Source organism: Paenibacillus sp. LjRoot56, assembly GCF_964253335.1.
Lineage (GTDB): Bacteria > Bacillota > Bacilli > Paenibacillales > NBRC-103111 > Paenibacillus_E > Paenibacillus_E allorhizoplanae.
In genome coordinates this window covers 244,289-270,364 of record NZ_CAXURV020000003.1, presented here as the reverse complement: position 1 = coordinate 270,364, position 26,076 = coordinate 244,289, and the positions used below count along the sequence as shown (strand labels likewise).

The following is a 26,076-nucleotide window of genomic DNA, read 5'->3' as shown; positions in this document are numbered from 1 at the left end:
GGGAACGATTTTTTATGTTGATTTTGGCTGGTGAATCATAGGCACTTCCTTTACAATAAAATCAAATCAACCTATGGTTTGCTGGGGTTGGAAGGTTTGGAAGGTTTGAAAAGTTTGGAAGATTTGGAATATTTAACGAAATGTTGATTGTAGGTTGTTTTAATGTAAGGTTTTGATCATACATAGAAAGAGGCACATTTCCCATGCCAGAACAAGTATTTGAACTTAAAGCAACATGGACAGGCGGTCTTCATGGGACCGGCCAACTCCAAGCTGATGGCTTCCAGACATCCATTTCCGTGCCAAGCGAATTTGACGGTCCCGGCGTGGGGACGAATCCCGAAGAAATGCTGCTCGGCGCCGCGGCAACCTGTTACATAATCACCCTAGGCACGCTGCTCGCAAGAGAAGGCATCCAATCCCTTGAACTCAGCTCTCACATCTACGTCCAGAACCGACCAACGATGAAAGTGAACGCGATCGTCCATCGTCCTCTTATTCCTGTGCCACCACATATGACGGAAGCTCAACTGGATAAAATAAGCAAAGCCGCATTCCGTGCGGAACAAACTTGCATGATTAGCAAAGCCTTACGAGGCAATGTACATATAAGTGTAGAGCCTGAGATTCGAATCTCGGGAGCGTAGCCAGGTATCCGATTCGATCTAGAAGGAGAGCAGCGCAGCGATGAATCTGAACAAAAAAGTATTTATCGGTTTTTTACTTTTCATCATCATCCCTTTATTCGTCCTAGGGTCAGCGGTGTACACAGTCTCCCAGCAGCTTATTGAGAAGAAATACGGAGACTTAACAGAAGTCACGCTGCAAGCGATCTCTCGTAATATTTACTACATGTTCAAGGAAGCGAACTATTTCTCCGATTTCTGGATGGTAAAAGATAGCATCCAAGGCATCTATCGTACGATAGATGCAACGAAACCGAATGCGGATCCCCTCTCCTCCTATGATTTGAACACATTTGATACACTGCTTCGCGGCTCGATTCTGACGTATTCACCGGTTCAATCCGTCGTCATTTACAACAATAGCGGCAAATCTTTTAGCGCAGGGCGAACGAGCGGAAGTTCAATTCCATGGCAAACGATTCAGCAAAGCATGGCCTTCCAGCATATTCAGGAACTGAATGGCAGTCCACTCTGGATTGGACCCTCCGAGTTCAAGGAGTTCGGTTCAGGCCGCGGCGAATTCTACCAAGCGCGCATGGTGAAAGATTTTTGGACAATGGATAATCTCGGCTATATGCTGTTGAAATTTAAATTTAATGAGCTGGATCAAATATTCAAATCCTTCAATACGAGCGAGCAAAGCTCCAAACGTTATCTGCTGATCAACAAAAACGGTCTTATTTTTTACGATAATAAACAAAGCTTAGAAGGGGCGAATGTCCTTCAATTAACCCAGGGTAAATTGGATCTTGGATTCAACAATTACAGTTTTAAAGCCGATTTTCAAAATGAAAAAAGTCTGATTTCCCTCTATCATTTGAATATTAATGGGATGGGGGTTCAGGATTGGAGTGTCGTGTCGATCACGTCATGGAAATATGTCGCTGGGGAAATAGAGACGATTATGAAGCTGGTGGCAGGTATTACGTTTATTTGTTTGTTCTTTGCTCTGGTCTATAACCTTGTCTTTGTAAGACGTATTATTCAACTGATTCTTCGCATGCTGTCCTCTATGAAAAAGGTGGAGCGTGGTGATCTGACTACCCGTTTGGTAGTGAGCGGAAAGGATGAAACCACAGCGCTAGCGAGAGGGTTTAATAGTCTAGTCGTAAGGATTGAGGATTTGCTAGAAGAGGTGAAGCGTCAGCAGGACCGCAAAAACAAGGCAGAGCTCATGCTGCTGCAAGCGCAGATTAAGCCTCATTTTCTTTTTAACACACTCGAGTCAATTAATGTACTCGCCATCCAAAACCAAGGAAAGAAAGTCAGCCAGATGGTGATTCGTCTAGGGAATTTGCTGAGAATCGGTATGGAAAACCGGGAAGAGATTACATTGAAACAGGAGCTTGAGCATTTGCGCAGCTATTTGGAAATTCAGGAGTTTCGCTTTGAGGATCAGTTTCAATATACGATCGAGGCGCCTTCGGAACTTCTCTATGAGGACATTCTGAAGCTAACCTTGCAGCCATTGGTCGAGAACAGCTTACAGCATGGCTTTGAACCGATTGATTACATGGGGTTAATTTCGGTAAGGGTTGTGGACGAAGGCGATCGGATTGGGTTATATGTGACGGATAATGGCGTGGGCATTAGCAACGAAAAGTTAGCGAAATTCCATTATAAAACCGAGCTGGAGACACCTTTTCATGAGATTCTGGAATCGAATGAAGAGCGCAGAGGCCTTGGTGTAAGTAATGTTGCCGATCGCGTTCGGATTCAATATGGCGAGCACTATGGGATGTTTATTTGTTCCCAAGAAGGTCAAGGTACAACGATGAAGGTTATCATTCCGAAAAGGAAGAGGGATGCAGGGTGAGGTTAAAAGCGATTTTGGCAGATGATGAGCCTAACATTTTACGTAATTTGCAAGCGGTCATTCCTTGGGAAGAGCTCGAAATTGATATTGTAGGCACAGCCAAAAATGGTCTTGAGGCCTTGGAACTCTGTATTCAGCATATCCCGGACATTGTGATGAGTGATATTCGGATGCCGCAAATGGACGGCATTACGTTTATCCATAAGCTCCGGGAAATCAATGAGGACTGCACGGTGCTGATGGTGACGGGGTATCAGGATTTCGACTATGTGCGCTCACTGTTGCGGGTGGGGGTGAGTGATTATATTCTAAAGCCGATCAATTACGAAGAGCTTGAGAAATCGATTCGTAAGCTTGCAGGCGAAATTCGTGCCAAAAAACAGAACCATCAGGAAGAACTCCTGAAGTGGGGGAAGATCAGAAGCTTGGCTTACGAGAAGATTTTGCAAGATATCATGATGGACTATGCAGATATTACAACGAATACGCAGCTCCCTATTGATCAAGGGGATTTAGAGACACTGCGCTATGTGTTCGCCATTATTGATGTAGATAATTATTCCCAGAAATCATTGCTGTGGACCGAGCAAGAACGTAAGCTTTGGAACTTCGCTGTGCGTAATGTCCTACAGGATTCCTTGGCGGACGAGATATCCAACCACACCGTTCTTCAGATGCGAGAAGGGGAATGGTCACTGCTCATGGCGTGGGAGGAAGCTGATTCTACGTCCGTAGAAATGAAATTGCTTGAGCTAGCCCCTAAGCTTCAACGAAATGTTAGTCAATCTGTGAAGCTGGGGATTAGTGTGGGCTACTTTCCAGGGCCTGTAGGATTACAACAGTTAGCGGATACGTATCGAAAGCTGCAGAGATTCATGCAGTTGAATTTAGATAAGCAGCAATCTGTGCTTCCATATAAAGAGGCCAAAGAATCTTCGGATGCGAGTAGTTCGCTTTGGTTTTTGGTAGAGGAAATTGTTACAGGCATGAAGCAGTTGAATCGTCCAAAGACCGAGGATGCGCTGAATCGTCTTAAATTATTGCTGGAAGGTTTGTCGGAGGGATCATTCTCCCGCGCCTATCAGATGCTGCACTATTTGATCCTGCATGTGCTGAGAGAGCTGCGTGAAATGAATGCGCTCGATAGTCAGGAAGAAGAACAGATTTGGCGTGAGCTGGATAAAAGCGAAAGTATCCCGCATTTGCTGCAGGTTATGGTACAACTTGTATCGAACGGGCTCGAAGGTACGAATAAGAAGAAAAATAGTGAGCTCCTCATGGCAGCTGCTAAGGATTATATTCGAACGCATTATTCAACGGATTTCGGCATTGAGGATGTAGCCAGCTCCTTAGGGATTAGTTCGAGTTATTTCAGTTTGTTATTTAAACAACACTTTGGGGAAACCTTTGTGGAGTATGTGACGAAACATCGGATGGAGCAGGCGAAATCCTTGTTGCTTCACAGTGACAAAAGCATTACGGATATCGGAAAATGTGTGGGCTACATTGAACGGCGCTATTTTACTAAGGTATTTCAGAAGTTTACTGGCGAAATTCCTTCCGAGTATCGTGATAAGCGTAAGGAAGGGAACTAGAGGAATTTGCCCCTAGATTAGGAATTTATCTGTCTTTAGTATGTACAGGGGTTCAATTATACTTAGATGGTAAGCTTAAAGGAGAACTAAGTGGATGAGGAAACGAACACTAATTTGGAGCGCAGGTGCCGTGGCTCTCACGTTCATGCTGTCGGGATGCAGTATATTTTCGGATGAATCGGATTCAGGGCGTGATGCGTCTAACGGAAAAGGTGTCCAGAATGCGCCAATCTTGCTGACCATCCGGCATACACAGGTAAAGGATACGCAGAAGAAACGCCTCGCCATGCTGCAGGATGTTGTCAAAGCGACCGAAGCCAAAGTGCCTGGCTTGACGATTACATTAGATGGTGTGGAAGATAAGGTGAATCGCTTCGAAAAGCTGCGAGCAGAAATGGCTGCTGGGAATCCGCCAGAAATATTCGACCTGTTCGGAGGTACGGATACGAAGGATTATGTGAAGGCGAATCGACTGCTGGACCTTACCCCTATCCTGCAAGAACTTGGGTTAACAGATAAGTTCTATAGCTTCGAAGAGTTCACGGTGAATGGCAAAATCTATGGGATCCCGATGGCTGGTTATGTGGAAGGCCTGTACTATAACAAAAAGATTTTGACTCAGCAGGGAATCAAGCTGCCGGAAACCTGGGACGAGCTAGTAGCCGCAGCGGCAAAGTTGAAAGCTGCCAAAATTACCCCTTTTGCCATGGCGGCTAAGGATTCCTGGGTTATTAATATGATGATTAATACGATGTGGGTGCGCACGGCGGGTGCGGATTCGATCGAGGGATTTTTGAATGGGAGCATGCATTGGACGGATCCAGAGGTATTGAAAGCTTTTGAACAGTATAGAACGCTCATTCAAAAAGACTATTTCCAAGATGGCAGTCTAGCACTTGCTTATGCCGAACAGCAAAATACATTCAGCAGTGGAAACGCAGCTTTCATGTTTGATGGCAGCTGGGCGAACACGCCACTCCTTGATCCTGAGAAATCAGTCATTGCTCGTGATGTGGGCTTCATGAACTTCCCTTCCATGGGTGGGCCTGGTGACGGGTATATCAATGGGGGCTGGTCCAATGCCTATGGCTTTTCCAAAAAAGTAACGCCAGAACAATTGCTGGCAATCAAAGAGTTTATTAAGCAAATGTATACGGAAACCATGCAGAAGAGGCAGCTCGTTGAAGAGGGAATGCCACCGGCGATGAAGCTGCAGGATACGAGTCAAGTGAACCCCTTGATTACGGAAATATTGCATGTGTTTGCGAATAGTAAAGGAACCTTCCCAGCCTTCGATTCCCGCATTCAAACGAAGGTTCGCGAAAAGCTTGAACGCGGGATGCAGGAATTGCTTGGTGGACGAACAGACCCCATCTCGCTGATGACGGAATTACAGAAGCAGCAGGAGGCTTCGAATAAAGAAGAAACCCATACCAAATAGTAGTAGGATGACATATGAACAAAATGGGAAGACATGCATGGGCATACACGCTCTTTACTTTGCCGACGCTGCTCATATTTGCGACTTTTTTCTTGTATCCAATGCTGATGTCGCTGCGTTACGGTTTTACAGAGTGGAACGGCATCTCCCCGGCGACATTTAATGGGCTGGACAATTTCGTTGCTGCTTTCCAAGATCCTTATTTCTGGATTGCCGTGCGAAATAATATGTACTTCATTAGCTTTTCCATCGGGATTCAAATTCCTATTATACTAGCCATTGCACTGCTTATGAGTCAAATAAAGCGTTGGATCGGGTTCTATAAAGCCCTGATATTCCTTCCAACGATTCTATCGACTGCAGTCGTAGGTGTACTCTGGGAATTCATTTATCATCCACAGGCGGGGCTGCTTAATCAAGTCTTAGAAGCTGTCGGTTTATCGAGCTGGCAGCATGCTTGGCTGGCAGATGGGGCGACGGCGATGCTCGCCATTTTGATTACAAATGCTTGGCAATGGATGGGATTCTATGTGGTGCTCGTTGTATCTGCGATCTATGCCATTCCGAAACATTTGGTAGAAGCCGCTCAATTGGATGGTGCAGGCAGCCTGAGACAAGCGTGGTTCGTCATTCTGCCGCTGCTAAGACCCGTCATTGTGGTTATGTTGCTTTTATCCATTACAGGCGGCATGAAAGCCATGGACATTGTAGTTGTCATGACAGGTGGGAATCCCTATGGTATTACGGAAGTTATGGCGTCCTATATGATCAAAAAAGCGTATCGTATCGGTGAGTATGGCTACGCTAACAGTATCGCGGTATTGATCCTCCTTTTTACGGCTATCTTAACGTCCGTATTCGGATGGTTCACAAGGAACCAGGAGGAGGTTCGCTTATGAGAGGAAGCCTCCTGCGCCGTGTTTTTCCACATGCGGTATTGTTGATCTACATGGGGGTGATTTTATTTCCACTTGTGTGGACGCTGAATTCATCTTTCAAAACGAATAAAGAAATCATTACTGCCCCATGGTCCTTTCCCACAGAACTTTCGTTATCGAATTATTGGAATGCGTGGAATGGTGCACATGTGGGCCATTATTTTATGAATAGTGTGATCAATTCGACGGTTTCAGCTATTGTTTCGTTAGCGCTAGGAACTGCGACCGCTTATGCGCTGACTCGGATGTCTTTTCCAAAGTTAAGTCTTGTTCTGAAAAGGATTCTGATCCTGGCTCTGCTGGTGCCTGCCGCTTCCCTACTGGTCCCGTTGTATATGCTGTTAAGGAACTTGCATCTGTATAACACACCGTTAGCATTAATTCTGCCTTATGTGACAGTAGGATTACCTTGGACCGTATTCATGGTAAGCAGCTTCCTGACCTCCATCCCGAATGAACTGGAAGAAGCGGGCATTATGGATGGGCTCTCCATATACGGGTTGTTGTGTCGGATCATCGTTCCTATTTCACTACCGTCTCTATTTACCGTATTTATGTTGAACTTTCTAACGAGCTGGAATGAATTCATCATGGCTAATTTATTTCTGACCAAAGAGAAGCTGAGGACGCTCCCTGTGAGTATGGTGGCCTTCTATGACCAATTGAATATGAACTATGGTTCGCTATGCGCGGCGATCATGATCAGCATGATTCCGGTTGTTGTGATGTATCTCCTTCTACAGAGAGGCATCATGGAAAATATCAAAGCCTAATTAAACTCTCAAGGAGCGTGTACATACATGTCATCAGCAGGAAATTCGAACTATAAGCCACTCACGTTACGTCAAAAGGTAGGCCAATTATTCGCTTGTGGGTTTGACGCACTGGAACCGAATCCTCATATAAAGCAACTAATTGAGGAGTATGGGATTGGCGGCGTTATTTATTTCCGTCGTAATGTGAAGGATGCTCATCAGCTTGCTCAGCTGTCTGCCGATTTGCAAGCGATCTCCCTCAAGAGTGGCGGCCAGCCGTTATTTATTTCCGTGGATCAAGAAGGCGGAATGGTGTCACGAGTTGAAAAGGGAGCAACATTGCTGCCGGGGAATATGGCATTAGGTGCTGCCTTTGCACCATCTGGCGTTTACGCCAGCGCGAAGGTGATGGGGAAAGAGCTTCGCCAAATGGGCGTGAACATGAACTTGGCTCCTTGTTTAGATATCAATAATAACCCGTTAAATCCCGTAATTGGGGTCCGTTCTTATGGTGAAACAGCGGCAATTGTCAGTGATATGGGCACGCACGCTGTCAAAGGGTTGCAAGATATGGGCGTAATCGCAACCGTGAAGCACTTCCCTGGGCATGGGGATACGACAGCTGATTCACATCATGATTTACCTGTGGTTCCGCATAGCATGGAGCGATTGATGGAGCTGGAGCTAGCCCCGTTCATTAAGGCCATTGAAGGCGGCGTAGATGCGATTATGTCCGCACATGTGGTCTTTGAAGCGTTGGAAGACAGCACGGTACCTTCGACGTTGTCGTACAAGATACTGACTGAATTACTGCGCGGTCAGCTTGGCTTCAAAGGGCTAATTGTCACGGATTGCTTAGAAATGAAGGCGATCTCTGAAGGGGTTGGCGTAGCGGAAGGGGCAGTTCGTGCACTCGAAGCGGGGGCGGATATTTTGCTGGTAAGCCATGAGTTGGAGCGTCAGATCGCGGCTATGGAAGCGGTCATTGCTGCTGTGGAAAGTGGTCGGGTTTCAGAAGCACGCATTGATGAGTCTGTTCTACGCATTATGACATATAAATACAAGCGTGAAATCCGTTATGATACATTAACGCCGATTCCAGATGGGCCCATCTCGACACCTGAACATCAGCTGCTGGCGAAGGAGTTAAGTCGTAAGAGCATCACAAAGGTCAAGGATGAAGTAGGTAAAAACATTCAAGTAAATGAGAAAACATGCGTGATTTGGACGGAAGTCCAATCGGGGACGGAAATCGATGAGGTTGTTGATCGTGAAGGAACTCTTGGCAGTGTATTGTCTGAGTTGACTGGGGAGCCTGTGCAAGAGATGTACTTGGGTTTATTTCCTTCCGAGGAAGAAATTGCCGAGACATTGAAGCGTTGCGCATCCTATGAGCAAGTGGTCATTGTGACCTACAATGCGACGTTCTCTGAGGGACAAACACAGCTGGTTAAGGCTTTGGCACAGAAAGAAGATGTGCATCTCATCGTCGCGGCAGGGCGTAATCCGTATGACTTGCTTGAGTTCCCTGAAGTGAAAACGTACTATGCTTGTTATGAGAATCGACCGCTGGCGATGGTTTCTCTAGCTAATGTGTTGCTTGGTCGTGAAGCAGCTATTGGGCGTTTACCTATCACGTTGTCGGAGGAATATCCGATTGGCTGGAGACAAGACTAGGGAAAAATAAATATACAAAATTTATATCTAGCAACTTGATGCATCTCTTAGTAAAATCAGAAAGGCTTGTGAAACTTTTCGTTTCCAATTACGTAGGAACAATGCGCACATTTCACGCATTTCACAAGCGATCTAATGATGAAGGGGTGTTTTTTTTCAAATGAGTCAAGCAAACGCTCAATCTGAGCCAACGATGCGATCTTTTTTTGCGAATCGATTCGTTCAAACGATTATGCTATCGGGCATTTTGCTTCAAATCGGAATTTGGATACGTAACTTTGCGATTCTGCTCTATGTCACGGACATGACGAATAATGATCCATACTCGCTTTCCTTAATCTCGGTAGCTGAGTTCGCGCCAATATTTATCTTCTCCTTTATCGGTGGGGCATTCGCCGATCGCTGGAGGCCCAAGCTGACGATGGTTTGGTGCGATTTACTTAGCGCAGCATCTGTTTTTGTTATTTTGATCACGTTGTATATGGGGTCCTGGAAAGCGATCTTCTTTGCCACGTTGGTGTCATCGATTCTTTCCCAATTCTCTCAACCTTCCAACATGAAGCTGTTTAAAGTGCATGTCCCTGCTTCGCAAATGCAACTGGGCATGTCAATGTTTCAATCGATGATGGCGATTTTCATGATTTTGGGGCCGATGCTGGGCTCATTCATCTATTATCGTTTCGGGATCGAAACGGCTGTGGCGATCATGGGAGCATGCTTCCTGTTATCAGCTCTGGTTCTTACGTTCCTACCTAAAGATATGAAAGAAGATACATCGGAGCCGCGCACTACGCATATTTTCACGGAAATGGGTCAAGGCTTTCGTTATGTGCTAAGGAACCGTATGCTAGTCATCCTTGGTGGTTGTTTTGCAGTTGCTGGTCTAGCGATTGGGTTGATAAGCCCACTTGGCATTTTTCTAGTAACTGAGCAATTAGGCTTAGAGAAGTCGAGCTTGCAGTGGTTTATGGCGGCGAATGGGGCCGCGATGATTATAGGCGGTGGTGTAACGATGGCCTTTGCCAAAAAAATATCCCCACAAGCGATGCTCACCGTCGGTATGGCGGTTAGCGCAGCCACTTTTGCCATGCTAGGTGTGACGCATTTGGTATGGTTGGCACTTCTGATGCAGTTTATCTCAGGACTTGTGATGCCAGCTATTCAGATCGGGATTAGTACATTAATTCTAGGGAATACCGAGGAATCTTTCGTTGGACGCGTGAATGGTATTCTAACACCGCTCTTTATGGGTTCGATGGTCATTACCATGAGTCTGGCAGGGACGATTAAAGCGTCTTTCTCACTTGAATCGATCTACCTCACATCGGCGTTGCTTTTTGTTATCGGTGTTGGCATTATGGTGCCGTCTTTGAAAATGAAGTCTGCTCCAATTCCACAGCCAAGCAGTGAACTGAAATAAGCATGTAAAGCGAAAAAGCGATATCTCTTGGCCTGATGGCTAGGGATATCGCTTTATTGTTTTATAGAAATGGTGTTCCCGATTCCTTGAACGCCAGCTTCATTTCAGGCGTGATGGAGGAGTCGCTAATGATGCCAACCGCTTCCTGTACCTCGCCAATAACAAACAAAGAGCTTCGGCTAAATTTGGAATGATCAGCCACTAGATAGGTTTCCATCGATTGCTTCATCATCCGGCGATTCGTTTCGGCTTCAAGCTCGTTGTAGATCATCATGCCGCGGGAGAGGGAGATACCGTCGCAGCCCATAAATGTTTTGCGGATACTGAGATTATCAAGTGTAGCATTTGCAAGCGGACCTGAAAGCTCAAAGGTTTGTGTGCGAATCACACCACCAGTTAGAATCAGCTGAAGGCCAGGCGTTCCGATGAGCTCGTAGGCAATATTCACGGCATTCGTAATGACGGTCAAGTTTTTGAATTGGTTCAGTTTTTTGGCAATGAAAGTCGTAGTCGTTCCACCTGTTAGCCCGATAATATCGCCATCCTCGATGTAACGAAGGGCTTTGTCAGCGATTTCTTTCTTTTCATCTGTGTAGAGGTCCATTTTATTAAAGAAGGGAACTTCCACTTTCAAGCTCTCAAGCACAGCTCCGCCAAAGGTGCGGATACAGCGTTTCTCTTGCTCGAGAATTTCTAGATCTCGTCGTGCAGTTGCTTCAGAGACATTAAATTGCTTCACAATATCCGTCAAGGCAATGGAGCCTTTATCTTTAATTGCATGCATGATGGCATCTCGGCGAACATCGGTCTTTCCCATGGTACCTCCTGACAGCTTTCCATCTGGAAAGCTAAGTAACGATTCTATGTTAATAGGCTTTTTGGCTAAAAATAACGCTTCCTTATATCTTATCATGGCGAAGGAAGGTCGTCTATCCGATGAAATGTTGTTTCATTTCTTCTGTTTAATTAATTTATGAAAGAAGTACAAACCGATATCCATTCCGCTTCGTTACCTTAAATAGGAAAAGCATTCCACTCAAAATTGAGTTTGCTTCACCCCATTTAAGGAGGCGTGTACGGGTATGAGGTATTTAAAGAAATTAGTCATTTCAGCTGTTGTACTTCTAGGTGTTATCATGGGTCTGACCGCTTTGACAGCGATTGCAGCTGAGCAAATGCATGTGAAATCAGAGACCGATGTGGCAGGCGATCTGGGTATTTTACAAGGAGACGGCAACGGACTTACGACGGAATATCTAAATAAGTCTACAACGAGATTTCAAGCAGCGATCATGTTTCTACGATTAAAAGGACTGGAAACTGAAGCATTAGCTTACAGTGGGATGAATAATTTCAAGGATGCGAGTCTTGTCTACAAAGAGGGCCAAGCGGTTCTTGGTTACCTCAAAGATCACCCTGAGCTAGGTTGGCAAGGCATAGGTGGAGATCAATTTGATCCCGTATCTGGCATCACAGCTCAAGCATATTACAAGGTGTTACTGGAAGCCCTCGGTTACAAGCAAGGAACAGATTTTGAGTTCGCTCAGGCACTTGCTTTTGCTGAACAAAAGGGATTATCCAAAATCGCAAGTGTAGGGCAAGTCGTCAATATGAATGTGGCAACTGCAACAGTCGAAGCCTTGCACGCGTCATTGAAAGGCAGTAACAAAACACTTGCAACTGTCTTATCAGAAAAAGGTATCCTTGCTGCGAATAAGCTGGAAGTACTTACATACAAATCACTTCAGTTAAAGAAAAACGATGCACTTGGAAGCTATTTGGCTGATTCCAAGGGAATGACACTCTACTATTTTACAAAAGATGCAGCTGATCCGAATTCTTGTGTGGATGCTTGCTTAACAAAATGGCCCGTCTATTACGATGATCAACTGATGGTGCCAGCAGGCTTTCAAGCAGCCGATTTTAGTGTGTTACTGCGTAAAGACGGTAAGCAGCAATTGATGTACAAAGGATGGCCTTTATATTATTATGCTATGGATCAAGCAGCAGGGGATACGAAAGGTGATGCGGTTGGTAAGCTCTGGTATGTCATTAAGCCGGCAGCTGGAATTGCTATAGGGACCAAAGCCGATCTTGGCAACTTTTTGACGGACACCAAGGGCATGACACTTTATTATTACGACAAAGATACGAAAGGTGTCAGCAATTGTGCTGGAAAATGTTTGGAGAAATGGCCTTTATATAATGCCGACCACATTGCTGCACCTACGGGTACGAACTCAGCTGATTTTGGAACGATCATTCGTGCGGATGGCAAGAAACAAACAACATACAAAGGCTTTCCTTTGTACTATTGGGTAGACGATAAGAAGATGGGGGATACGACGGGACAAAATGTGGGTAATGTATGGTTCGTCGTAGATCCAGCGACTTTCAGCGGAACGAAAGCTGTCAACAGTTCGGTAAAAACAAGCAAATCGGACCAACTTGGCACATATCTTGTCGATGCTAACGGCATGGCGCTGTACTTGTTTACTAAGGATAAAGCCGATGTGAACGCTTGTGTTGGTGCATGTATTGTAAATTGGCCGATTTTCTATGATGCGAATCTGACGGTGTCGAGTGATTTGAATGGGAGTGATTTCGGAGAATTCACTCGAACTGACGGAACCAAGCAAAACACCTACAAAGGTTGGCCATTGTACTATTGGATTAAAGATAAAAATCCTGGGGATACGACAGGGCAAAACGTTGGAAAAGTGTGGTTCGTTCTAGATCCTGCAAAAACTGAAATCAGGTAACAGGTAACAGAAAAGCTGTAACTGTGAACTTCAACCTTCTGCTTGATGCAGAAAGGTTGGAGTTTTTGTCTATTCGAGCTGGAAATATGGTAATGTAAGAGTTAATTAGACATCAATTTCACTCGGGGAGAGCCAAGCTATGCGAAATCGAACAGATGGGGAGCTTATGCAGCTAATTATGGCGAAAGAGCACTCTGCTTTAGAAGAGCTCTACGATCGTTATGCTAAGCTAGTGTACTCGTTTGCTATGAAATCCATGAAGAATGAGCAGGAAGCTAGAGAAATCGTACAATTGGTGTTTACGCGTCTGTGGACAACAGGCAAGGGCTATGATGCCAGCAAAGGCGTATTCGTCAATTGGATGATTACGATCACACGCAATATTACGATTGACTATGTACGCAAGAATCGTAAACTGGGCCAAGTCGTTCGATTTGAGCCTCGTGAGTGGGAACAAGCACTCGTTTCGGGGGATGCGAATCCGGAGTCGGTCATATCCCGTAAGTCGACGGTTGAACAAATTCAACAAGCCTATGTGCATTTATCAACGAATCAAATTGAATTGATCGAAATGATGTATTGGGAAGGCTATTCGTTAAGTGAGATTGCTTCTAAAAAGAATGAACCAGTAGGCACCGTAAAGAGCCGACTACATCAATGCTTAAAAATACTTCGTAAGCATTTGACATCACGAGGGGAGGATGACGTATGAAAGAACAAGAACCTATTGATTGCAGCTATCTCATCAATTATTTAACAGGCGAATGCACAGAATGGGAACGTGCTTCTTTCGAACGGCATCTGCGCACCTGTGACTCATGCAGAGAGGAATTGCCAGAATTGCGCTCTGTCTGGCTTACGCTACCTTACCACATGGAAGAGGTGGAACTTCCGCCGGATTTGAAGGGGCAAGTGATGAATTCTATTGCAACAATGGAACCAGAACGCAAGAAGCGGCGGTCATTTACATGGATCTATGGGTTAACCGCAGTAGTCGTATTCGGTATCGTTGTAGGTGTTCTGTGGAATTACATTCCGCTTTCGTCCCCTAAAGAATCGGCAAGTGTGTTACTAGATAAGCCATCGGAGGTCGTTAATACGTTCGTGTTGAAATCAGCGGACACGTCGATGCCCTCAGCTTCAGGAACGGCTTGGGTCGTGAAGCATGGGGATCTTAATAAAGTAGTGGTCAATCTATCTGGACTGAATGAAACACAAGGAAATTGGACATATCAGGTTTGGTTGAACCACAATGGCAAGAAATACAACTGCGGCACGCTTCTCGTGGATAGTAGAGGTGTAGGTGTGTTGTCCTATGATGTTCATGCAAAAGAATTGATAATTGACTCCATTGGTGTCACGTTGGAGCCGGATTCGAATGGCAGTCAACCGAGAGGGAAAAAAGTGTTAGGATCTACGTAATGAAATAGTGAAGTGAACAGCGAGTTTGTGGGCGCAAGGGGAATGTAGATACACTATTTGAAGCAAAAGTATCGATACGTTTGTCGCAGGGGAACGAGGGAGCACTATTGAGGTATGAGGCAGTGGTTATGAGCTATTTCGGAGGAAATAGGACATCTACGTTCCCTTCCAGAGTGAAAAGGAATCATTTGAGATGAAATAGCGATGCTACGATCCCCTTCGAGTTATTGGAAGTGCATTCCAGAGATATGAATAGCGTTTCCAGAGATATATAGAGTGAGTCATCGGAAGTGCATTTCCAGAGATATGAAGAGCGAGTCAAATTGCTAAAGTAGAAAAGACACCCAACTGGTGTCTTTTCTACTTTAGTTTCACATACATCACTTCATGCCCGAAAGCCAGATCGCTAACGATTCGATCTCTTCGGGCTTTAACTTGTCTTTGAAGGGCGGCATTTCGATTTTACCGTTCATGATCTGCGTGACGATCTGCTCCTTCGTTCTACGTGAACCTACTTTCGTTAGGTTCGGACCGTAATCGCCTGTCAAACCTGCGCCGTGGCAGGCCAAGCAATTGTCCTTATAGAGCAGCTCGGCCTTCGCGCTGGGGATGCTTGCCGGCGTCTCCTGCGGCTTGACAGAAGGCACAGGCGTAGGTGCTGCAGTAGGTGCGGGCGTCGCGCTAGCAGGCACTGGGGTTGGTGCCGATGTTGGCTTTGCCGATGGCGTCGCCGATGCTTGAGGTTGCGGCGTAGCACTGGCTACCGCTACTGGACTTGCTGTAGCGGCAGGCGCTGCCGTTGCCGCTGGCGTTACGGTCACCGACACCTGTGGCGTCGGCGTTGCTGTTGCCGTCGTTGTCGCTGCAGGCGACGGCGTGGCCGAAGCAGCGGCAGGTGAGACGGCCGATGGACTGGCGTCTTTACCGCTGCACCCTGAAGCAGCGAGGAGGATCATCCCACAAAGGCTTGCTTGCATCCATTTGTTCAAATCGTTCCAACTCCTTCGTATGTACTAATAGAGGTAACGAAGGATAGTTGATTTCGGTTTGCTTATTGTAAGAAAAAGTCGAGTTATATGAGGTTGGCTTGTAGCTTGCGGACGCATGGTGACTGCCAATTTGTGTTTAGATGTATAAACTACAGTTAATTCGCTCGAATCTGAAGCGTTTTCGTTATTAAATGGAAAAAATACATCTAATTTGTACCAAAATTGAAGAATCGAGCAAATGGAAGGAATTTAACTACAGGAAATACAGCTAATCCTTCGAAATCGAGAAATCTACTTCAAATAGATGGATAAAATCCAGTTAGATTGTTGGAAGCAGGTTTACACACCGGTCAATACCGAAAAAAGAGGCAGTCGCAAACAGTCAAAATTGACCCTTTGAGAAAGCCTCTTTGCCGAATATCATACCCTAGAGCTACACCGCAGCTCCAGTCAAATCAAGCCAGGCCAGCTCCTGCGCCGACAGCACGAGCTCTGCGCCATCGCGGCAGGAGACCATCTCGGCCTCGCTGCGCGGTCCGATCAGCGCGCACGCCGGAAACGGCTGGCTTAGCACGTAGGCGAGAGCAATCTGGATCGCGCTCACGCCTTTTTCCTGTGCGAGTTGCTGCGCACGCTGCAACCGCGTCCAGTTCTCGTCGCTATAGAATACGCGAACGAGATCAGCGTTATCGCGGATTTCCGGCGAGAACCGGCCCGTGAAGAAACCGCGCGCCTGCGAAGACCATGACAGCAGTGGAAACTGCTGCTCTTCGTACCAGCGCAAGGCTTCTGCGTCGGCAGAAACGCAGCCAGCCCAGAATGGCTCATTTGGCTTAGCGAGGCTAAGGTTAGGTGAGCTGAAGCTAAAGCCAACGAGGCCATGCTGCGCGGCATATTCATTCGCTTCTTGCAAACGCTGATGCGTCCAATTGGACCCACCGAAAGCACGAATACGACCAGCTTCCAGATGCTCATTCAAAGCTTCGACGATGACGCCAACAGGTGTTGCAGGGTCGTCACGGTGTAAACCGTACAAATCGATGTAATCGGTACGCATCCGATCTAAACTTGTCATTAAGTCCTGACGAATGGCTTCCGGATTCACGCGAGGGCCGTTATTATCATGATGAGCACCTTTGGTGAAGAGAACCATTTCTTCCCTTTTCCCCGTTTCGTTCAGCCAAATACCAATCGCTTGTTCGCTTTGCCCACCACAATAAATATGAGCAGTATCAATCGTGTTCCCGCCAATAGCCAAATAATGATGGAGGATTTCACTAACCTCGTGCGGGTTATCTAGTCTGAAAAAGTCAGAACCCATCACTAACTTGGATACCGGTTTATCTAATCCTTTTATTTGAATATGCTTCATTTATGTTCCCCAGCCTCTCGGTTTGAAATATTAAAGTTGAACGCGAGCGCGTTCTGTTGCGGATTTCAAGCAAGCGTCGATAACTTTCAAATTTAAAATGGCATCTTTTGCAGGGAAACGCTGCGCTTTTTCCCCCCATGCTGCATAGGCCATATCATCAACCTGCAAGGCGTATTGGTTAAGGAAAGGAACTTTTTCTTCGCGCTGTTCGTTCCCAACAAAAACTTGGAAATGACCAGATTCTTCAGTTGGTGTTACAAACGCCGATGGAATTACAATGCGTCCTTTGGAACCTAGAATCTCAAGTGTATTTCGGAACGAAGCCCACATCCCGCAATCGAACGTGAGGGCTACATTGCCACTGAATTCAACAAGTCCGGACATCATCATATCGACGTTATCATGTTCCGGAGAGAAGAATGCATGAGTGGTAACAGCTTCAGGTTCACGCTCTAGTAGAAATCTAGCCGCACTTAGCGGATAACAGCCAACATCATAGACCGAGCCGCCGCCCCATTCGCGGACGTAACGAACATTTTTGCTATCATCCGGGTTGCTGAACGTAAATGTACCGTGAATACCGCGAATATCTCCGATTTCGCCAGATTGCATGATTTCCTTCACACGCTCGTAACGTGGGTGATGGCGGTACATGAAAGCTTCAGCGAACAGCACACCAGCTTCTTCACTAACTGTAACCATTTCCCCAACTTCAGTTGCAGTCAGTGCAGCAGGTTTCTCACACAGGACATGCTTTCCTGCCTGCGCTGCGCGGATCGTCCACTCTTTATGTAAATGGTTCGGAAGGGGGATGTAGATCGCATCAATATCCGGATCCGCAATCAATTCTTCATAGCTGCCATAAGCTTTCGGGATATCAAGTCGTGCGGCAACCTCTTGAGATTTCTCCAGATTGCGACTAGCGATTGCGCTTACAACACCGGTTTCGGACTGCTTAATTCCTGGGATACAGGCACGGATGGCAATACCCGCGCAACCTAGAATTCCCCAACGAAGTTTAGTCATGACAGCATTTCTCCTTTTTTGAAGCGGAATGTGTAACGTTATATTGCTATTATAAAATGAGTTATTTAAAATGAATATAACAATATATTGAATCGACTATCGTAATATTGTCATTAGAAATGAGGTCTTATTCGATGCGCCGACAAGCTATGTTACCTACTCTACAGCAATCCATGTATTTCATATTCCCAGAATCCGTAGGCTGGTATCGCGAAGAGCCCCAACATGAAGTCGAGCGGCCGGAGGGTTTATGGTCAACGTATAGTTTGCATTTTGTCATCTCAGGAAAAGGTTATGTGGAGATCGAGGGGCAGCCATACACCTTGCAAAAAGGGGATGCCTTCCTATTTCCGCCCTATCAAGAGCAGCGTTATTCCAGTTCAAAAGATGATCCGTGGGATGTTCGGTGGGTGCATTTTTATGGGGATCAGATCAAGGAGTTCCTGTTGGAGAAGGGATTTCTGCGGAATTTATGGACGTTAAAAAGAAATGCAGAGCTTGAGAAAGCTTTCAATGAGCTGCTTTTAGAAGCGGAGGCCCATCAAATACTTCGCCCCACGCAGTTGAGCACGTTGATGTATATGATTTTGTGCGAATTCATGAGCTATGCCTCGCCGTTAACCGTCAATCGAGGGACGGAATCGGTGGATCGGATTCTAGCCTTGCTTCCAGAGATGCAGCGTAGAGCTTGCGAACCATTTAATCTCGAGGAGTGGGCGGAGCTTACAGGCGTCAGTACGTATTATTTTTGCAAAATATTTCGAAAAGCCACTTCGATGACGCCGCTGTCGTTCATTACACTTTGCCGAATCCAATTCGCTAAGCAGCGCTTAATTGAGAAAGAAAATTGGCCGATCAAAGACATCGCTTGTGAAGCGGGGTATACGTCTGCGAGCTATTTCAATCAGCGATTTCATGAACATGAAGGGATGACACCGAGTGAATTCCGCAGCCTATATATGAAAGGCTCATTTAGCTGATAGATGGGACTGGACTTGGGTGCGGTACTAGAAAAAGTTAGTACTTTTGGAAGGCATGCTAGCACGGTACTCTTAGTCTGTAGAGACAATAAGGGGGCTGAGCAGATGCAAAGTCAAGCGAATAAGAAACCTTTTCAAACCAATTGGATATTGCATATGATCCTGGTTGTGTGGCTTGGTGTGTGGGGATGGTTGGCGATTGCGCCGCATAGTCGTGGTGATTGGGTGTTAGAAAATCTTTTGACATGGGCAGCATTACTTGGATTGATCGCAACATATAGGGTTTTTACATTTTCAAATCTAACGTATGGTTTATTGGCGAGTTTCCTGTTGTTGCATAGCGTAGGGGCTCACTTTTCGTACAACGGGACGTGGTTTGATCCCTGGTTGCGGCATATATTCGGGTCTGAGCGGGATCACTTCGATCGGCTTGTTCATTTGAGTTTCGGGTTGCTTTGCGCCTATCCTATCTATGAAGGTTTGAGGGTCTGGACAACACTTGGGAGAAGATGGATTTATGTGATGACGTGTGTTATCGTTTTGGCTATGGGTGCTTTCTATGAGCTTATCGAAATGTGGGTTGCCATGATCGTAGCTCCTGAGATCGGTACGTTATTCGTTGGTGCGCAAGGGGATCCTTGGGATGCTCAGCATGATATGGAACTCGCCTTGTACGGAGCGGTTATCGCGATGTGTGTGACGGCTTTTGGGAAACGAAGGCGTGTGGAAGATAACTTATAGGGGAAAATGGGAGGCAGCGTTGGGTATGGGAAATGAGCGTGAGAATGGAAATGGTAGTGTAAGTGCAAATGCAAGAGCAGATGAAAGTGCATTTGCAAAAGCTAATGAAAATACAACGGCATATGTGTATGTTGGTTCCTACACGGATGATCAGCATCCAGTAGGCATTTCTTTATATAGCTTTAATGGGCAAAATGGTGAATTGACGCTGGTTGAAACGTACAGCGATTTGCCGAATACTTCGTTTCTAGCGGTGAACAAGGATAAAACCGTCTTGTACGCTGTGAGTGAAACGGTGACATATGAGGGACGGTTCGGAGGCTCGGCAGCAGCCTATGCGATTGAAGCGGGCACGGGAAGATTGAGCAAAATCAACCAACAGCCAGCTGATGGCTCTGCGCCTTGCTACGTTAGCTTGGATGCCAACGGCCGTAGGGTGTATGTGGCGAATTACTTAAGCGGTGATGTAACCGTATTTCCGGTAGAAGCGGGCGGCGGTTTGGGTGAACACACGCAGCTGATCAAGCATGAAGGGGAGCTTGGACCGCATGCGGATCGCCAAGAAGCGCCGCATGCGCACGCGATTGTCCCGTCACCGGACAATCGATTTGCTGTATCGGCCGATCTGGGACTTGATCGGCTGGTTGTTAGCCGCATTGACGCGGAGAGCGGCGACCTGCTGCCGCATGGCGGAGCAGGGGGCAAGCCGGGCGCGGGCCCGCGGCATGTGGTGTTTAACGCGGACAGCACATATGTGTACGCGATCAATGAGCTGGACAACACGGTGACCGTGTTGTCCTATGAGGCGGACGCGGGCCGCATGGCCGCGGTCCAGAACTTGTCGACACTGCCGGAGGACTTCGGCGGTGTCAGCTATTGCGCGGACATCCACCTCTCAGAGGATGGCCGTTTCTTGTACGCATCGAACCGCGGACACGATAGTATCGCGGTTTATGAAGTCGACCGAGACAGCGGCACGCTGTCGGTCGTGGGTTGGCAGTCGACGCGGGGACAATGGCCGCGGAACTTCGCGCTTTCGCCGCAGGATGCATTCCTGCTCGCGGCGAATCAGAACTCGAACAGCATCGTTGTCTTCCGCAGGGATGCGGAGACAGGGATGCTGCAAGAAACGGAGCAAACCGTAGCGGTATCGCGACCGGTTTGCGTGAGGTTTCTATAAGAAGCGCTGAACACGCAGCGTTTGGCGCTATTTCTGAAAAAGGGGGGGCAAGTTTCGACTTGCGCCTCTTTTTTTTGTGTGGCGTGAGCTTTAACGTTGAAAAACGCGCTTCAGAGGTTGGAGGTGGATGAATCCGCCGAAAGTCATGCCATAGTGATGAAAAACATCACTACAGAAGCAAAATACGGCAGAACCGCCTGCTCTGCTACGCCATAGTGATGAAAAACATCACTACAGAAGCAAAATACGGCAGAACCGCCTGCTCTGCTACGCCATAGTGATGAAAAACATCACTATAGAAGCAAAATGCGGCAGAACCGCCTGCTCTGCTACGCCATAGTGATGAAAAACATCACTATAGAAGCAAAATGCGTCAGAACCGCCTACCCCGCTACGCCATAGTGATGAAAAACATCACTACAGCAGCAAAATACGGCGGAACCGCCTGCCCCGCAACGCCATAGTGATGAAAAACATCACTACAGAAGCAAAATACGGCAGAACCGCCTGCTCTGCTACGCCATAGTGATGAAAAACATCACTATAGAAGCAAAATGCGTCAGAACCGCCTGCCCCGCAACGCCATAGTGATGATAAACATCACTACACTCATGAAATATGCCCCCACCCCAACGCGATACGAGGGCTAAAAAATCCGCCAAAAATTAGTTGCACATGCAACGTATTCGGCGTACACTAAATTAGTGGCAAGTGCAACGATTCGGTAGGTAAGTGTATGTTAGTTGTACAATCAGAAACTAGGAGGGGTTGTTGCAATGATTGAAACGAGGAATTCGATTCCAAGGTGGGTCTCGCTGATTTACCGTTACGGACAGATGTATATTGGTGACCATTTGAAGCAATTCGAGATTGGTAGAGGTCAGCATATTTTCCTCAATGCGTTATATAAAGAGGACGGTTTAACGCAAGAGGAGCTGTCCGCCTATTTGAAAATCGATAAAGGAACCACGGCAAAAGCGCTGAAAAAGCTAGAAGAGCAAGGCTACATAACGCGCACTGTCAGTGAAAAAGATAAGCGATGCTACGAGGTTTTATTGACGGATAAAGCTCGAGGAATTAAAGAAGATGTGCGGAAAGTTCTCACGGATTGGCGGGAGCGGTTGACGTTCGGCTTGTCGGATGAGGAGAAGCAGATGGCCCTTACGATTTTAGAGAAAATGGGTCACAATGCGGCTCACTTTGCTGAGGAAGAGGTAGACCGATGAATATGAGAGCTGCGGGAGCTGTGTTCATTGATCGGCATTTCCATGCGTTGACACACAAAAATTATCGCTATATGTGGTTAGGGCAATGTGTATCGCTGATCGGTACATGGATGCAAAATATCGGGCAGTCCTGGCTCGTTCTCACACTGACGGGATCGTCTCTCAAACTTGGGGTTGTGGCTGCTTGTCAGTTTCTACCGATTCTTTTGTTTTCGCTGTTTGCAGGCATTATTGTGGATAAATTTCCGAAGAAGAAGATTCTTATACTAACTCAAACAGTATCAATGATTCTTGCCTTCGCGTTGGCCGCATTGGTACTAACGGATACGGTCCGATATGAATATATTCTTGTCTTAGCATTGCTTCTAGGCTTAAATAATACGTTGGATATGCCTACAAGGCAGGCTTTTAATGTAGAAATTGTGGGTAAAGAAGATTTGATGAATGCGATTGCACTCAACTCAACGACGTTTAATATGGCAAGAATTGTTGGTCCTTCGATTGGTGCAGTCATGATGGCCTGGTTAGGTGCAGGTTGGTGCTTTTTGTTAAATGGTGTCAGCTTTATAGCTGTTCTATATGGACTGATTCATATTGAGGCAGCGCCCTACGTACGGAAGATGAGAGCGAAGGAAGGTATTCTGAAGGAAATTAAGGATGGTATCGTCTATATTGCCAAAGATCCGATTCTCTCACCAACTGTGTTGCTAGTCACCGTTATTGGTACGCTTGCTTTTAACTTTAATATTCTAATTCCTGTGTTCACCAAAAATGTCCTGCACATGGGAGAGACGACATATGGTACGTTGATGTCTTGTTTGGGTGTGGGTTCTCTTGCAGGGGCACTGACGATGTCGTTTCGCAGTAAGCGAGGGCCGAAGCTCAAGTTGAGTATGGCAGCAAGCTGCATGGTTGCCATTTGCTTAATTCTTAATGGTCTAAGCGGTTCCGTTTGGGTTTGTGGTATGCTACTTGCGTTCACGGGTTTTTTTAATATTTTATTCGCGACAAATAGTAATTCGGCACTTCAAATGTATGCGAAGGATGAGTATCGTGCACGTGTCATGAGTGTGTATTCCCTTGTATTTGCGGGTTCTACACCGATTGGTAGTCTGTTCTCAGGGTTCATTGCGGATCGATTTGGGGCGAATGGCGCATTTGTTGCTTGTGGAGTTCTAACGGGGTTGCTTTGCTTGTTTATTACTTGGAAATATAAGTCGTCGCTCTCAACACAATCTCTTAAAGAGCAGGAAATGGCTTAAAAAGAGTAAATTCGACTTTTTATATTATAAAGATTCTATCATTTGGGTTGTCAATTAACTAGGGATTCGCTACAATATGAGGATAAGTTCATGTGTGAGGAGGGATCTTGTGCTGGGGATATTGAAGAAATGGATGCAGAAGCCAATGCAGGAACCGAAGCACACTGTGGATTACAAAACGATGGAAATCGACGTTGTCATTAAATGTTTTGTTTCGGATAAGGAGAAGCCTTTTCGAGTCATCTTTAAAGTAGAGAAACAAGGCTCCTTCTTTTCGAAAGATATTTTTGTGAAAAATGTGGATTCGAAAACATCCTATGAGCTCATTCATAACTTTTCCACGCTTGGCATGAACAATGAAGAGTTGAACAAGTATGAAAGCACAGATTTTGCTGAATACAGCTTCGCTACGTTGGAAGAAGCCAAAAAAGTGAAAGATACAACCGTCGATTACATACGCTTTCTGATCCGCGAGCATCAGCAAGAGACACTAGCTAAAATATCATAATGGTTTAAAAACAAGGAAGGAGCTGGCGATCAATTCGCTCGGCTCCTTTTTTGGCGCTTATATTTGATTGTGTTTATGCTTCAGCCTTTTGTTGTAAAACAATTTCTTTCAGTTTATGTTGGCGAAGCTTCGTAATCGACGTGTATTTGGATTCGGATCCTCTAACCTCGAAGAATACTTTACCGTCCCCAATATGTTGAATTTTACGAGTGTTTACATAACTATCTGTGTTTACTTTGAAAAAGTTACTATCTGAGGTTATATTCTGGATCTCTTCCGTATTAAGACGTTTCTTGACATGATAGTTCTTCCCATGAAAGGAGACTAGGCCATGCTCACCAACGCGGAAATACATGATGTCCTTTTCTAAAATAAAATCCTCATACGTATTTTTTACTTCGAGCTCGAGCGCTACATTCATTTTATTTGCCCCCTTCTTAAAATGATAACGCTTACATTACTTGAGACGGTTTTATCTTACCATAATCTGTGAGGCATGGGAAGACTTTTTTCATCGCAAAAAACCAACATTATTCTCCTTTCAAGGTCGAATATGTTGGTTTTATTGCTGATTTTGACGAACGAACAATTATTTCCTCGGAAATAATTTAAAGTGGAATGTTACGTGCAACCCATACGCCAGCAGCACCTGCTTGTGCTAGTCCTCGAGTAATACCTGCCCCGTCACCACCACAGAAGAGACCTTTGATTTCCGTTTCAAAGCTCTCACTCAGCTTAGGTCGAGCCGAGTAAAATTTCGCTTCAACACCGTAGAAAAGCGTATGTTCGGATGCGATACCTGGTGTTACTTTTTCAAGAGCATGAATCATTTCGATTAAGCTTTTCATCGTATTGTAGGGAAGGACAAGTCCGAGATCCCCTGGCACTGCTTCCGAAAGCGTGGGTTCTAAGAAGCCTTCACGTATTCGTTCAGCAGTGGATCGACGTCCTCGCATAATATCGCCGAATTTCTGAACGATGACGCCACCGCTTGATAAGTCATTCGCGTGCTTACATATTTCTCTCGCATATTCATTTGGTTTATCGAAAGGCTCCGTAAACTTATGAGAAACTAGTAACGCGAAATTTGTGTTGTTGGATCCAAGTGCAGGATCCTTGTAAGAATGGCCATTTGCTGCCATGATGCCGCTGTGATTTTCAACAACGACATGTCCAGAAGGGTTGCTGCAGAAGGTCCTAACTCGTGTACCAACTGAAGTGTTATACACAAATTTACCTTCATACAGATGTTCGTTAATTTCACGCATGACGACATCAGAGGTTTCAACACGGACACCAACATCGACTTGATTGTTGGACATTTTGAGTCGGCGCTTCTTGAGCACCTGCGTTAACCAAGCCGAACCATCTCGTCCTGGAGCTAGCATGACATAATTGCTTATGAGCTCAGTGCCATCTTTCAAACGAATGCCTTGAATGACATTTTTATCTTCCTTTTTCATTGTGATGATATCATCGACTTCGGTTTTGAACTGCATCTCGATGCGTGTTTTCAGATATTCATAAATGGATTTGAGAATCATAAGGTTTTGCTCTGTGCCCAAATGACGAACCTGAGCGCGAAGCAGCTTTAAGCCCGCCGCGTAGGAGCGTTGCTCTATATCTTTCACTGCTTCGGTTGTAGGATCCGTAATGTTTTCTGTAGCTCCATGCTGGAGATTGATACTATCCACATATCGGATCAGCTCCATAACTTTACTAGGTGCCAAATAATCTGTCATCCAGCCACCGAACTCGGTTGTGATATTGAATTTGCCATCACTGTAAGCACCTGCTCCGCCAAACCCGGAGGTGATAGAACAGGCAGGGAGGCAACCAGAGAAATCCTTCTTACCCGCTGGAGGTGGGCAAAGTTTGATTTTATTTTCAAGAATCGGACAACTGCGTTTGTAAATATCGTGGCCTTTGTCAACGAGTAAAATGTTCGCGTTAGGGTGAAGTAATGTCATCTCATAACAAGCAAAAATACCGGCAGGTCCTGCACCAACAACGATAAAATCATAAGTTTTCATAGCAGTAATCTCCTTTGGAACAGCTGTTTTTGGACGCAAAAAAACCTAGCCACACGGGTATGCGAAAAAGAGCACCCGTCGTAGCTAGGAAGTTATGGCTTCCTCTAGAGACCCCCAAGCCAATCCTCGAGGATATACGAACGATTCATAGTTATGTGGCTGAATGTCATTGCCTTGACTATCATAATACGAACATTATTTGTTGTCAATGTATTAATGTTCGTGAAATTGAATGTGGAGCTGGAGA

At 45.8% G+C, this 26,076-nt stretch carries 23 protein-coding genes and 1 riboswitch; of the genes, 17 read left to right on the top strand and 6 right to left on the bottom strand.

Features of this window, described 5'->3' with window-relative positions:
- Window positions 1-203: 203 nt before the first annotated feature.
- The 8 genes from ACSQ8O_RS20200 to ACSQ8O_RS20165 all read left to right on the top strand — a co-directional run bounded on the left by ACSQ8O_RS20200 (window position 204) and on the right by ACSQ8O_RS20165 (window position 10,328).
- Window positions 204-647: an OsmC family protein gene (locus tag ACSQ8O_RS20200; protein WP_436243126.1), complete on the top strand. Its 444-nt coding sequence runs from the start codon at window positions 204-206 to the stop codon at window positions 645-647.
- A 40-nt stretch (window positions 648-687) separates the two neighbouring features.
- The gene (locus ACSQ8O_RS20195) at window positions 688-2,502 is read left to right on the top strand and encodes a sensor histidine kinase (RefSeq protein ID WP_436243125.1); all 1,815 of its coding nucleotides are present in this window, start codon (window positions 688-690) and stop codon (window positions 2,500-2,502) included.
- Window positions 2,499-4,097, top strand: a complete 1,599-nt coding sequence (locus ACSQ8O_RS20190) for a response regulator transcription factor (protein WP_436243124.1) — start codon at window positions 2,499-2,501, stop codon at window positions 4,095-4,097. Before ACSQ8O_RS20195 ends, ACSQ8O_RS20190 begins: the two co-directional genes overlap by 4 nt.
- Window positions 4,098-4,191: 94 nt before the next feature.
- Complete coding sequence (locus ACSQ8O_RS20185) at window positions 4,192-5,538, top strand: extracellular solute-binding protein (protein ID WP_436243123.1); 1,347 nt, start codon at window positions 4,192-4,194, stop codon at window positions 5,536-5,538.
- A gap of 14 nt (window positions 5,539-5,552) precedes the next feature.
- On the top strand, window positions 5,553-6,437 hold the full coding sequence (locus ACSQ8O_RS20180; protein WP_436243122.1) for a carbohydrate ABC transporter permease: 885 nt from the start codon (window positions 5,553-5,555) through the stop codon (window positions 6,435-6,437).
- A complete protein-coding gene (locus tag ACSQ8O_RS20175; RefSeq protein ID WP_436243121.1) occupies window positions 6,434-7,249 on the top strand; it encodes a carbohydrate ABC transporter permease in 816 nt (271 codons plus the stop codon). The genes ACSQ8O_RS20180 and ACSQ8O_RS20175 overlap by 4 nt, the downstream gene beginning before the upstream one ends.
- 27 nt (window positions 7,250-7,276) lie before the next feature.
- Window positions 7,277-8,908, top strand: a complete 1,632-nt coding sequence (nagZ, locus tag ACSQ8O_RS20170) for a beta-N-acetylhexosaminidase (protein ID WP_436243120.1) — start codon at window positions 7,277-7,279, stop codon at window positions 8,906-8,908.
- A gap of 160 nt (window positions 8,909-9,068) precedes the next feature.
- Window positions 9,069-10,328 (top strand): MFS transporter, encoded by a 1,260-nt coding sequence (locus ACSQ8O_RS20165; protein WP_436243119.1) that lies wholly within the window; start codon window positions 9,069-9,071, stop codon window positions 10,326-10,328.
- A 61-nt stretch (window positions 10,329-10,389) separates the two neighbouring features.
- Here the strand turns inward: ACSQ8O_RS20165 and ACSQ8O_RS20160 are convergent, their stop codons facing one another.
- Window positions 10,390-11,145 carry a DeoR/GlpR family DNA-binding transcription regulator gene (locus ACSQ8O_RS20160; RefSeq protein ID WP_056610561.1) on the bottom strand — a complete coding sequence of 252 codons (756 nt, stop codon included), beginning with the start codon at window positions 11,143-11,145 and terminating at the stop codon, window positions 10,390-10,392.
- A 265-nt stretch (window positions 11,146-11,410) separates the two neighbouring features.
- On the opposite strand from ACSQ8O_RS20160, the gene ACSQ8O_RS20155 reads away from it, so the two are divergent.
- The 3 genes from ACSQ8O_RS20155 (at window position 11,411) to ACSQ8O_RS20145 (ending at window position 14,512) form a co-directional block, all read left to right on the top strand.
- Window positions 11,411-13,090 (top strand): hypothetical protein, encoded by a 1,680-nt coding sequence (locus ACSQ8O_RS20155; protein ID WP_436243118.1) that lies wholly within the window; start codon window positions 11,411-11,413, stop codon window positions 13,088-13,090.
- Between the two features lie 139 nt (window positions 13,091-13,229).
- Complete coding sequence (locus tag ACSQ8O_RS20150; protein ID WP_056610566.1) at window positions 13,230-13,802, top strand: RNA polymerase sigma factor; 573 nt, start codon at window positions 13,230-13,232, stop codon at window positions 13,800-13,802.
- On the top strand, window positions 13,799-14,512 hold the full coding sequence (locus tag ACSQ8O_RS20145; protein WP_436243117.1) for an anti-sigma factor domain-containing protein: 714 nt from the start codon (window positions 13,799-13,801) through the stop codon (window positions 14,510-14,512). The genes ACSQ8O_RS20150 and ACSQ8O_RS20145 overlap by 4 nt, the downstream gene beginning before the upstream one ends.
- A gap of 380 nt (window positions 14,513-14,892) precedes the next feature.
- Here ACSQ8O_RS20145 and ACSQ8O_RS20140 read toward each other — a convergent pair whose 3' ends face one another.
- The 3 genes from ACSQ8O_RS20140 to ACSQ8O_RS20130 form a co-directional block, all read right to left on the bottom strand.
- Window positions 14,893-15,501: a c-type cytochrome gene (locus ACSQ8O_RS20140; protein WP_436243116.1), complete on the bottom strand. Its 609-nt coding sequence runs from the start codon at window positions 15,499-15,501 to the stop codon at window positions 14,893-14,895.
- A 433-nt stretch (window positions 15,502-15,934) separates the two neighbouring features.
- Window positions 15,935-16,873 carry an aldo/keto reductase gene (locus ACSQ8O_RS20135; protein ID WP_436243115.1) on the bottom strand — a complete coding sequence of 313 codons (939 nt, stop codon included), beginning with the start codon at window positions 16,871-16,873 and terminating at the stop codon, window positions 15,935-15,937.
- A 30-nt stretch (window positions 16,874-16,903) separates the two neighbouring features.
- Window positions 16,904-17,899: a Gfo/Idh/MocA family protein gene (locus tag ACSQ8O_RS20130; protein WP_436243114.1), complete on the bottom strand. Its 996-nt coding sequence runs from the start codon at window positions 17,897-17,899 to the stop codon at window positions 16,904-16,906.
- A 134-nt stretch (window positions 17,900-18,033) separates the two neighbouring features.
- Here ACSQ8O_RS20130 and ACSQ8O_RS20125 point away from each other — a divergent pair, with 134 nt between their 5' ends.
- The 6 genes from ACSQ8O_RS20125 (at window position 18,034) to ACSQ8O_RS20100 (ending at window position 23,796) form a co-directional block, all read left to right on the top strand.
- Window positions 18,034-18,879 (top strand): AraC family transcriptional regulator, encoded by an 846-nt coding sequence (locus ACSQ8O_RS20125; protein ID WP_436243113.1) that lies wholly within the window; start codon window positions 18,034-18,036, stop codon window positions 18,877-18,879.
- Window positions 18,880-18,984: 105 nt separating this feature from the next.
- Window positions 18,985-19,620, top strand: a complete 636-nt coding sequence (locus ACSQ8O_RS20120; protein ID WP_436243112.1) for a DUF2238 domain-containing protein — start codon at window positions 18,985-18,987, stop codon at window positions 19,618-19,620.
- Between the two features lie 25 nt (window positions 19,621-19,645).
- Window positions 19,646-20,800, top strand: coding sequence for a lactonase family protein (locus tag ACSQ8O_RS20115; RefSeq protein ID WP_436243111.1), 1,155 nt, complete (start codon window positions 19,646-19,648; stop codon window positions 20,798-20,800).
- A gap of 776 nt (window positions 20,801-21,576) precedes the next feature.
- Entirely contained in the window at window positions 21,577-22,026 is a 450-nt protein-coding gene (locus ACSQ8O_RS20110; RefSeq protein WP_436243110.1) for a MarR family winged helix-turn-helix transcriptional regulator, read from the top strand.
- The gene (locus ACSQ8O_RS20105) at window positions 22,023-23,288 is read left to right on the top strand and encodes an MFS transporter (protein WP_436243109.1); all 1,266 of its coding nucleotides are present in this window, start codon (window positions 22,023-22,025) and stop codon (window positions 23,286-23,288) included. The genes ACSQ8O_RS20110 and ACSQ8O_RS20105 overlap by 4 nt, the downstream gene beginning before the upstream one ends.
- 109 nt (window positions 23,289-23,397) lie before the next feature.
- The gene (locus ACSQ8O_RS20100; protein ID WP_056620738.1) at window positions 23,398-23,796 is read left to right on the top strand and encodes a hypothetical protein; all 399 of its coding nucleotides are present in this window, start codon (window positions 23,398-23,400) and stop codon (window positions 23,794-23,796) included.
- Between the two features lie 73 nt (window positions 23,797-23,869).
- Here ACSQ8O_RS20100 and ACSQ8O_RS20095 read toward each other — a convergent pair whose 3' ends face one another.
- Together ACSQ8O_RS20095 and ACSQ8O_RS20090 are read right to left on the bottom strand one after the other, a co-directional pair.
- Window positions 23,870-24,217 (bottom strand): LytTR family transcriptional regulator DNA-binding domain-containing protein, encoded by a 348-nt coding sequence (locus tag ACSQ8O_RS20095; RefSeq protein ID WP_436243108.1) that lies wholly within the window; start codon window positions 24,215-24,217, stop codon window positions 23,870-23,872.
- Between the two features lie 187 nt (window positions 24,218-24,404).
- The gene (locus ACSQ8O_RS20090) at window positions 24,405-25,829 is read right to left on the bottom strand and encodes an NAD(P)/FAD-dependent oxidoreductase (protein ID WP_436243107.1); all 1,425 of its coding nucleotides are present in this window, start codon (window positions 25,827-25,829) and stop codon (window positions 24,405-24,407) included.
- A gap of 61 nt (window positions 25,830-25,890) precedes the next feature.
- Window positions 25,891-25,989: riboswitch (purine riboswitch) on the bottom strand.
- Between the last annotated feature and the right edge of the window lie 87 nt (window positions 25,990-26,076).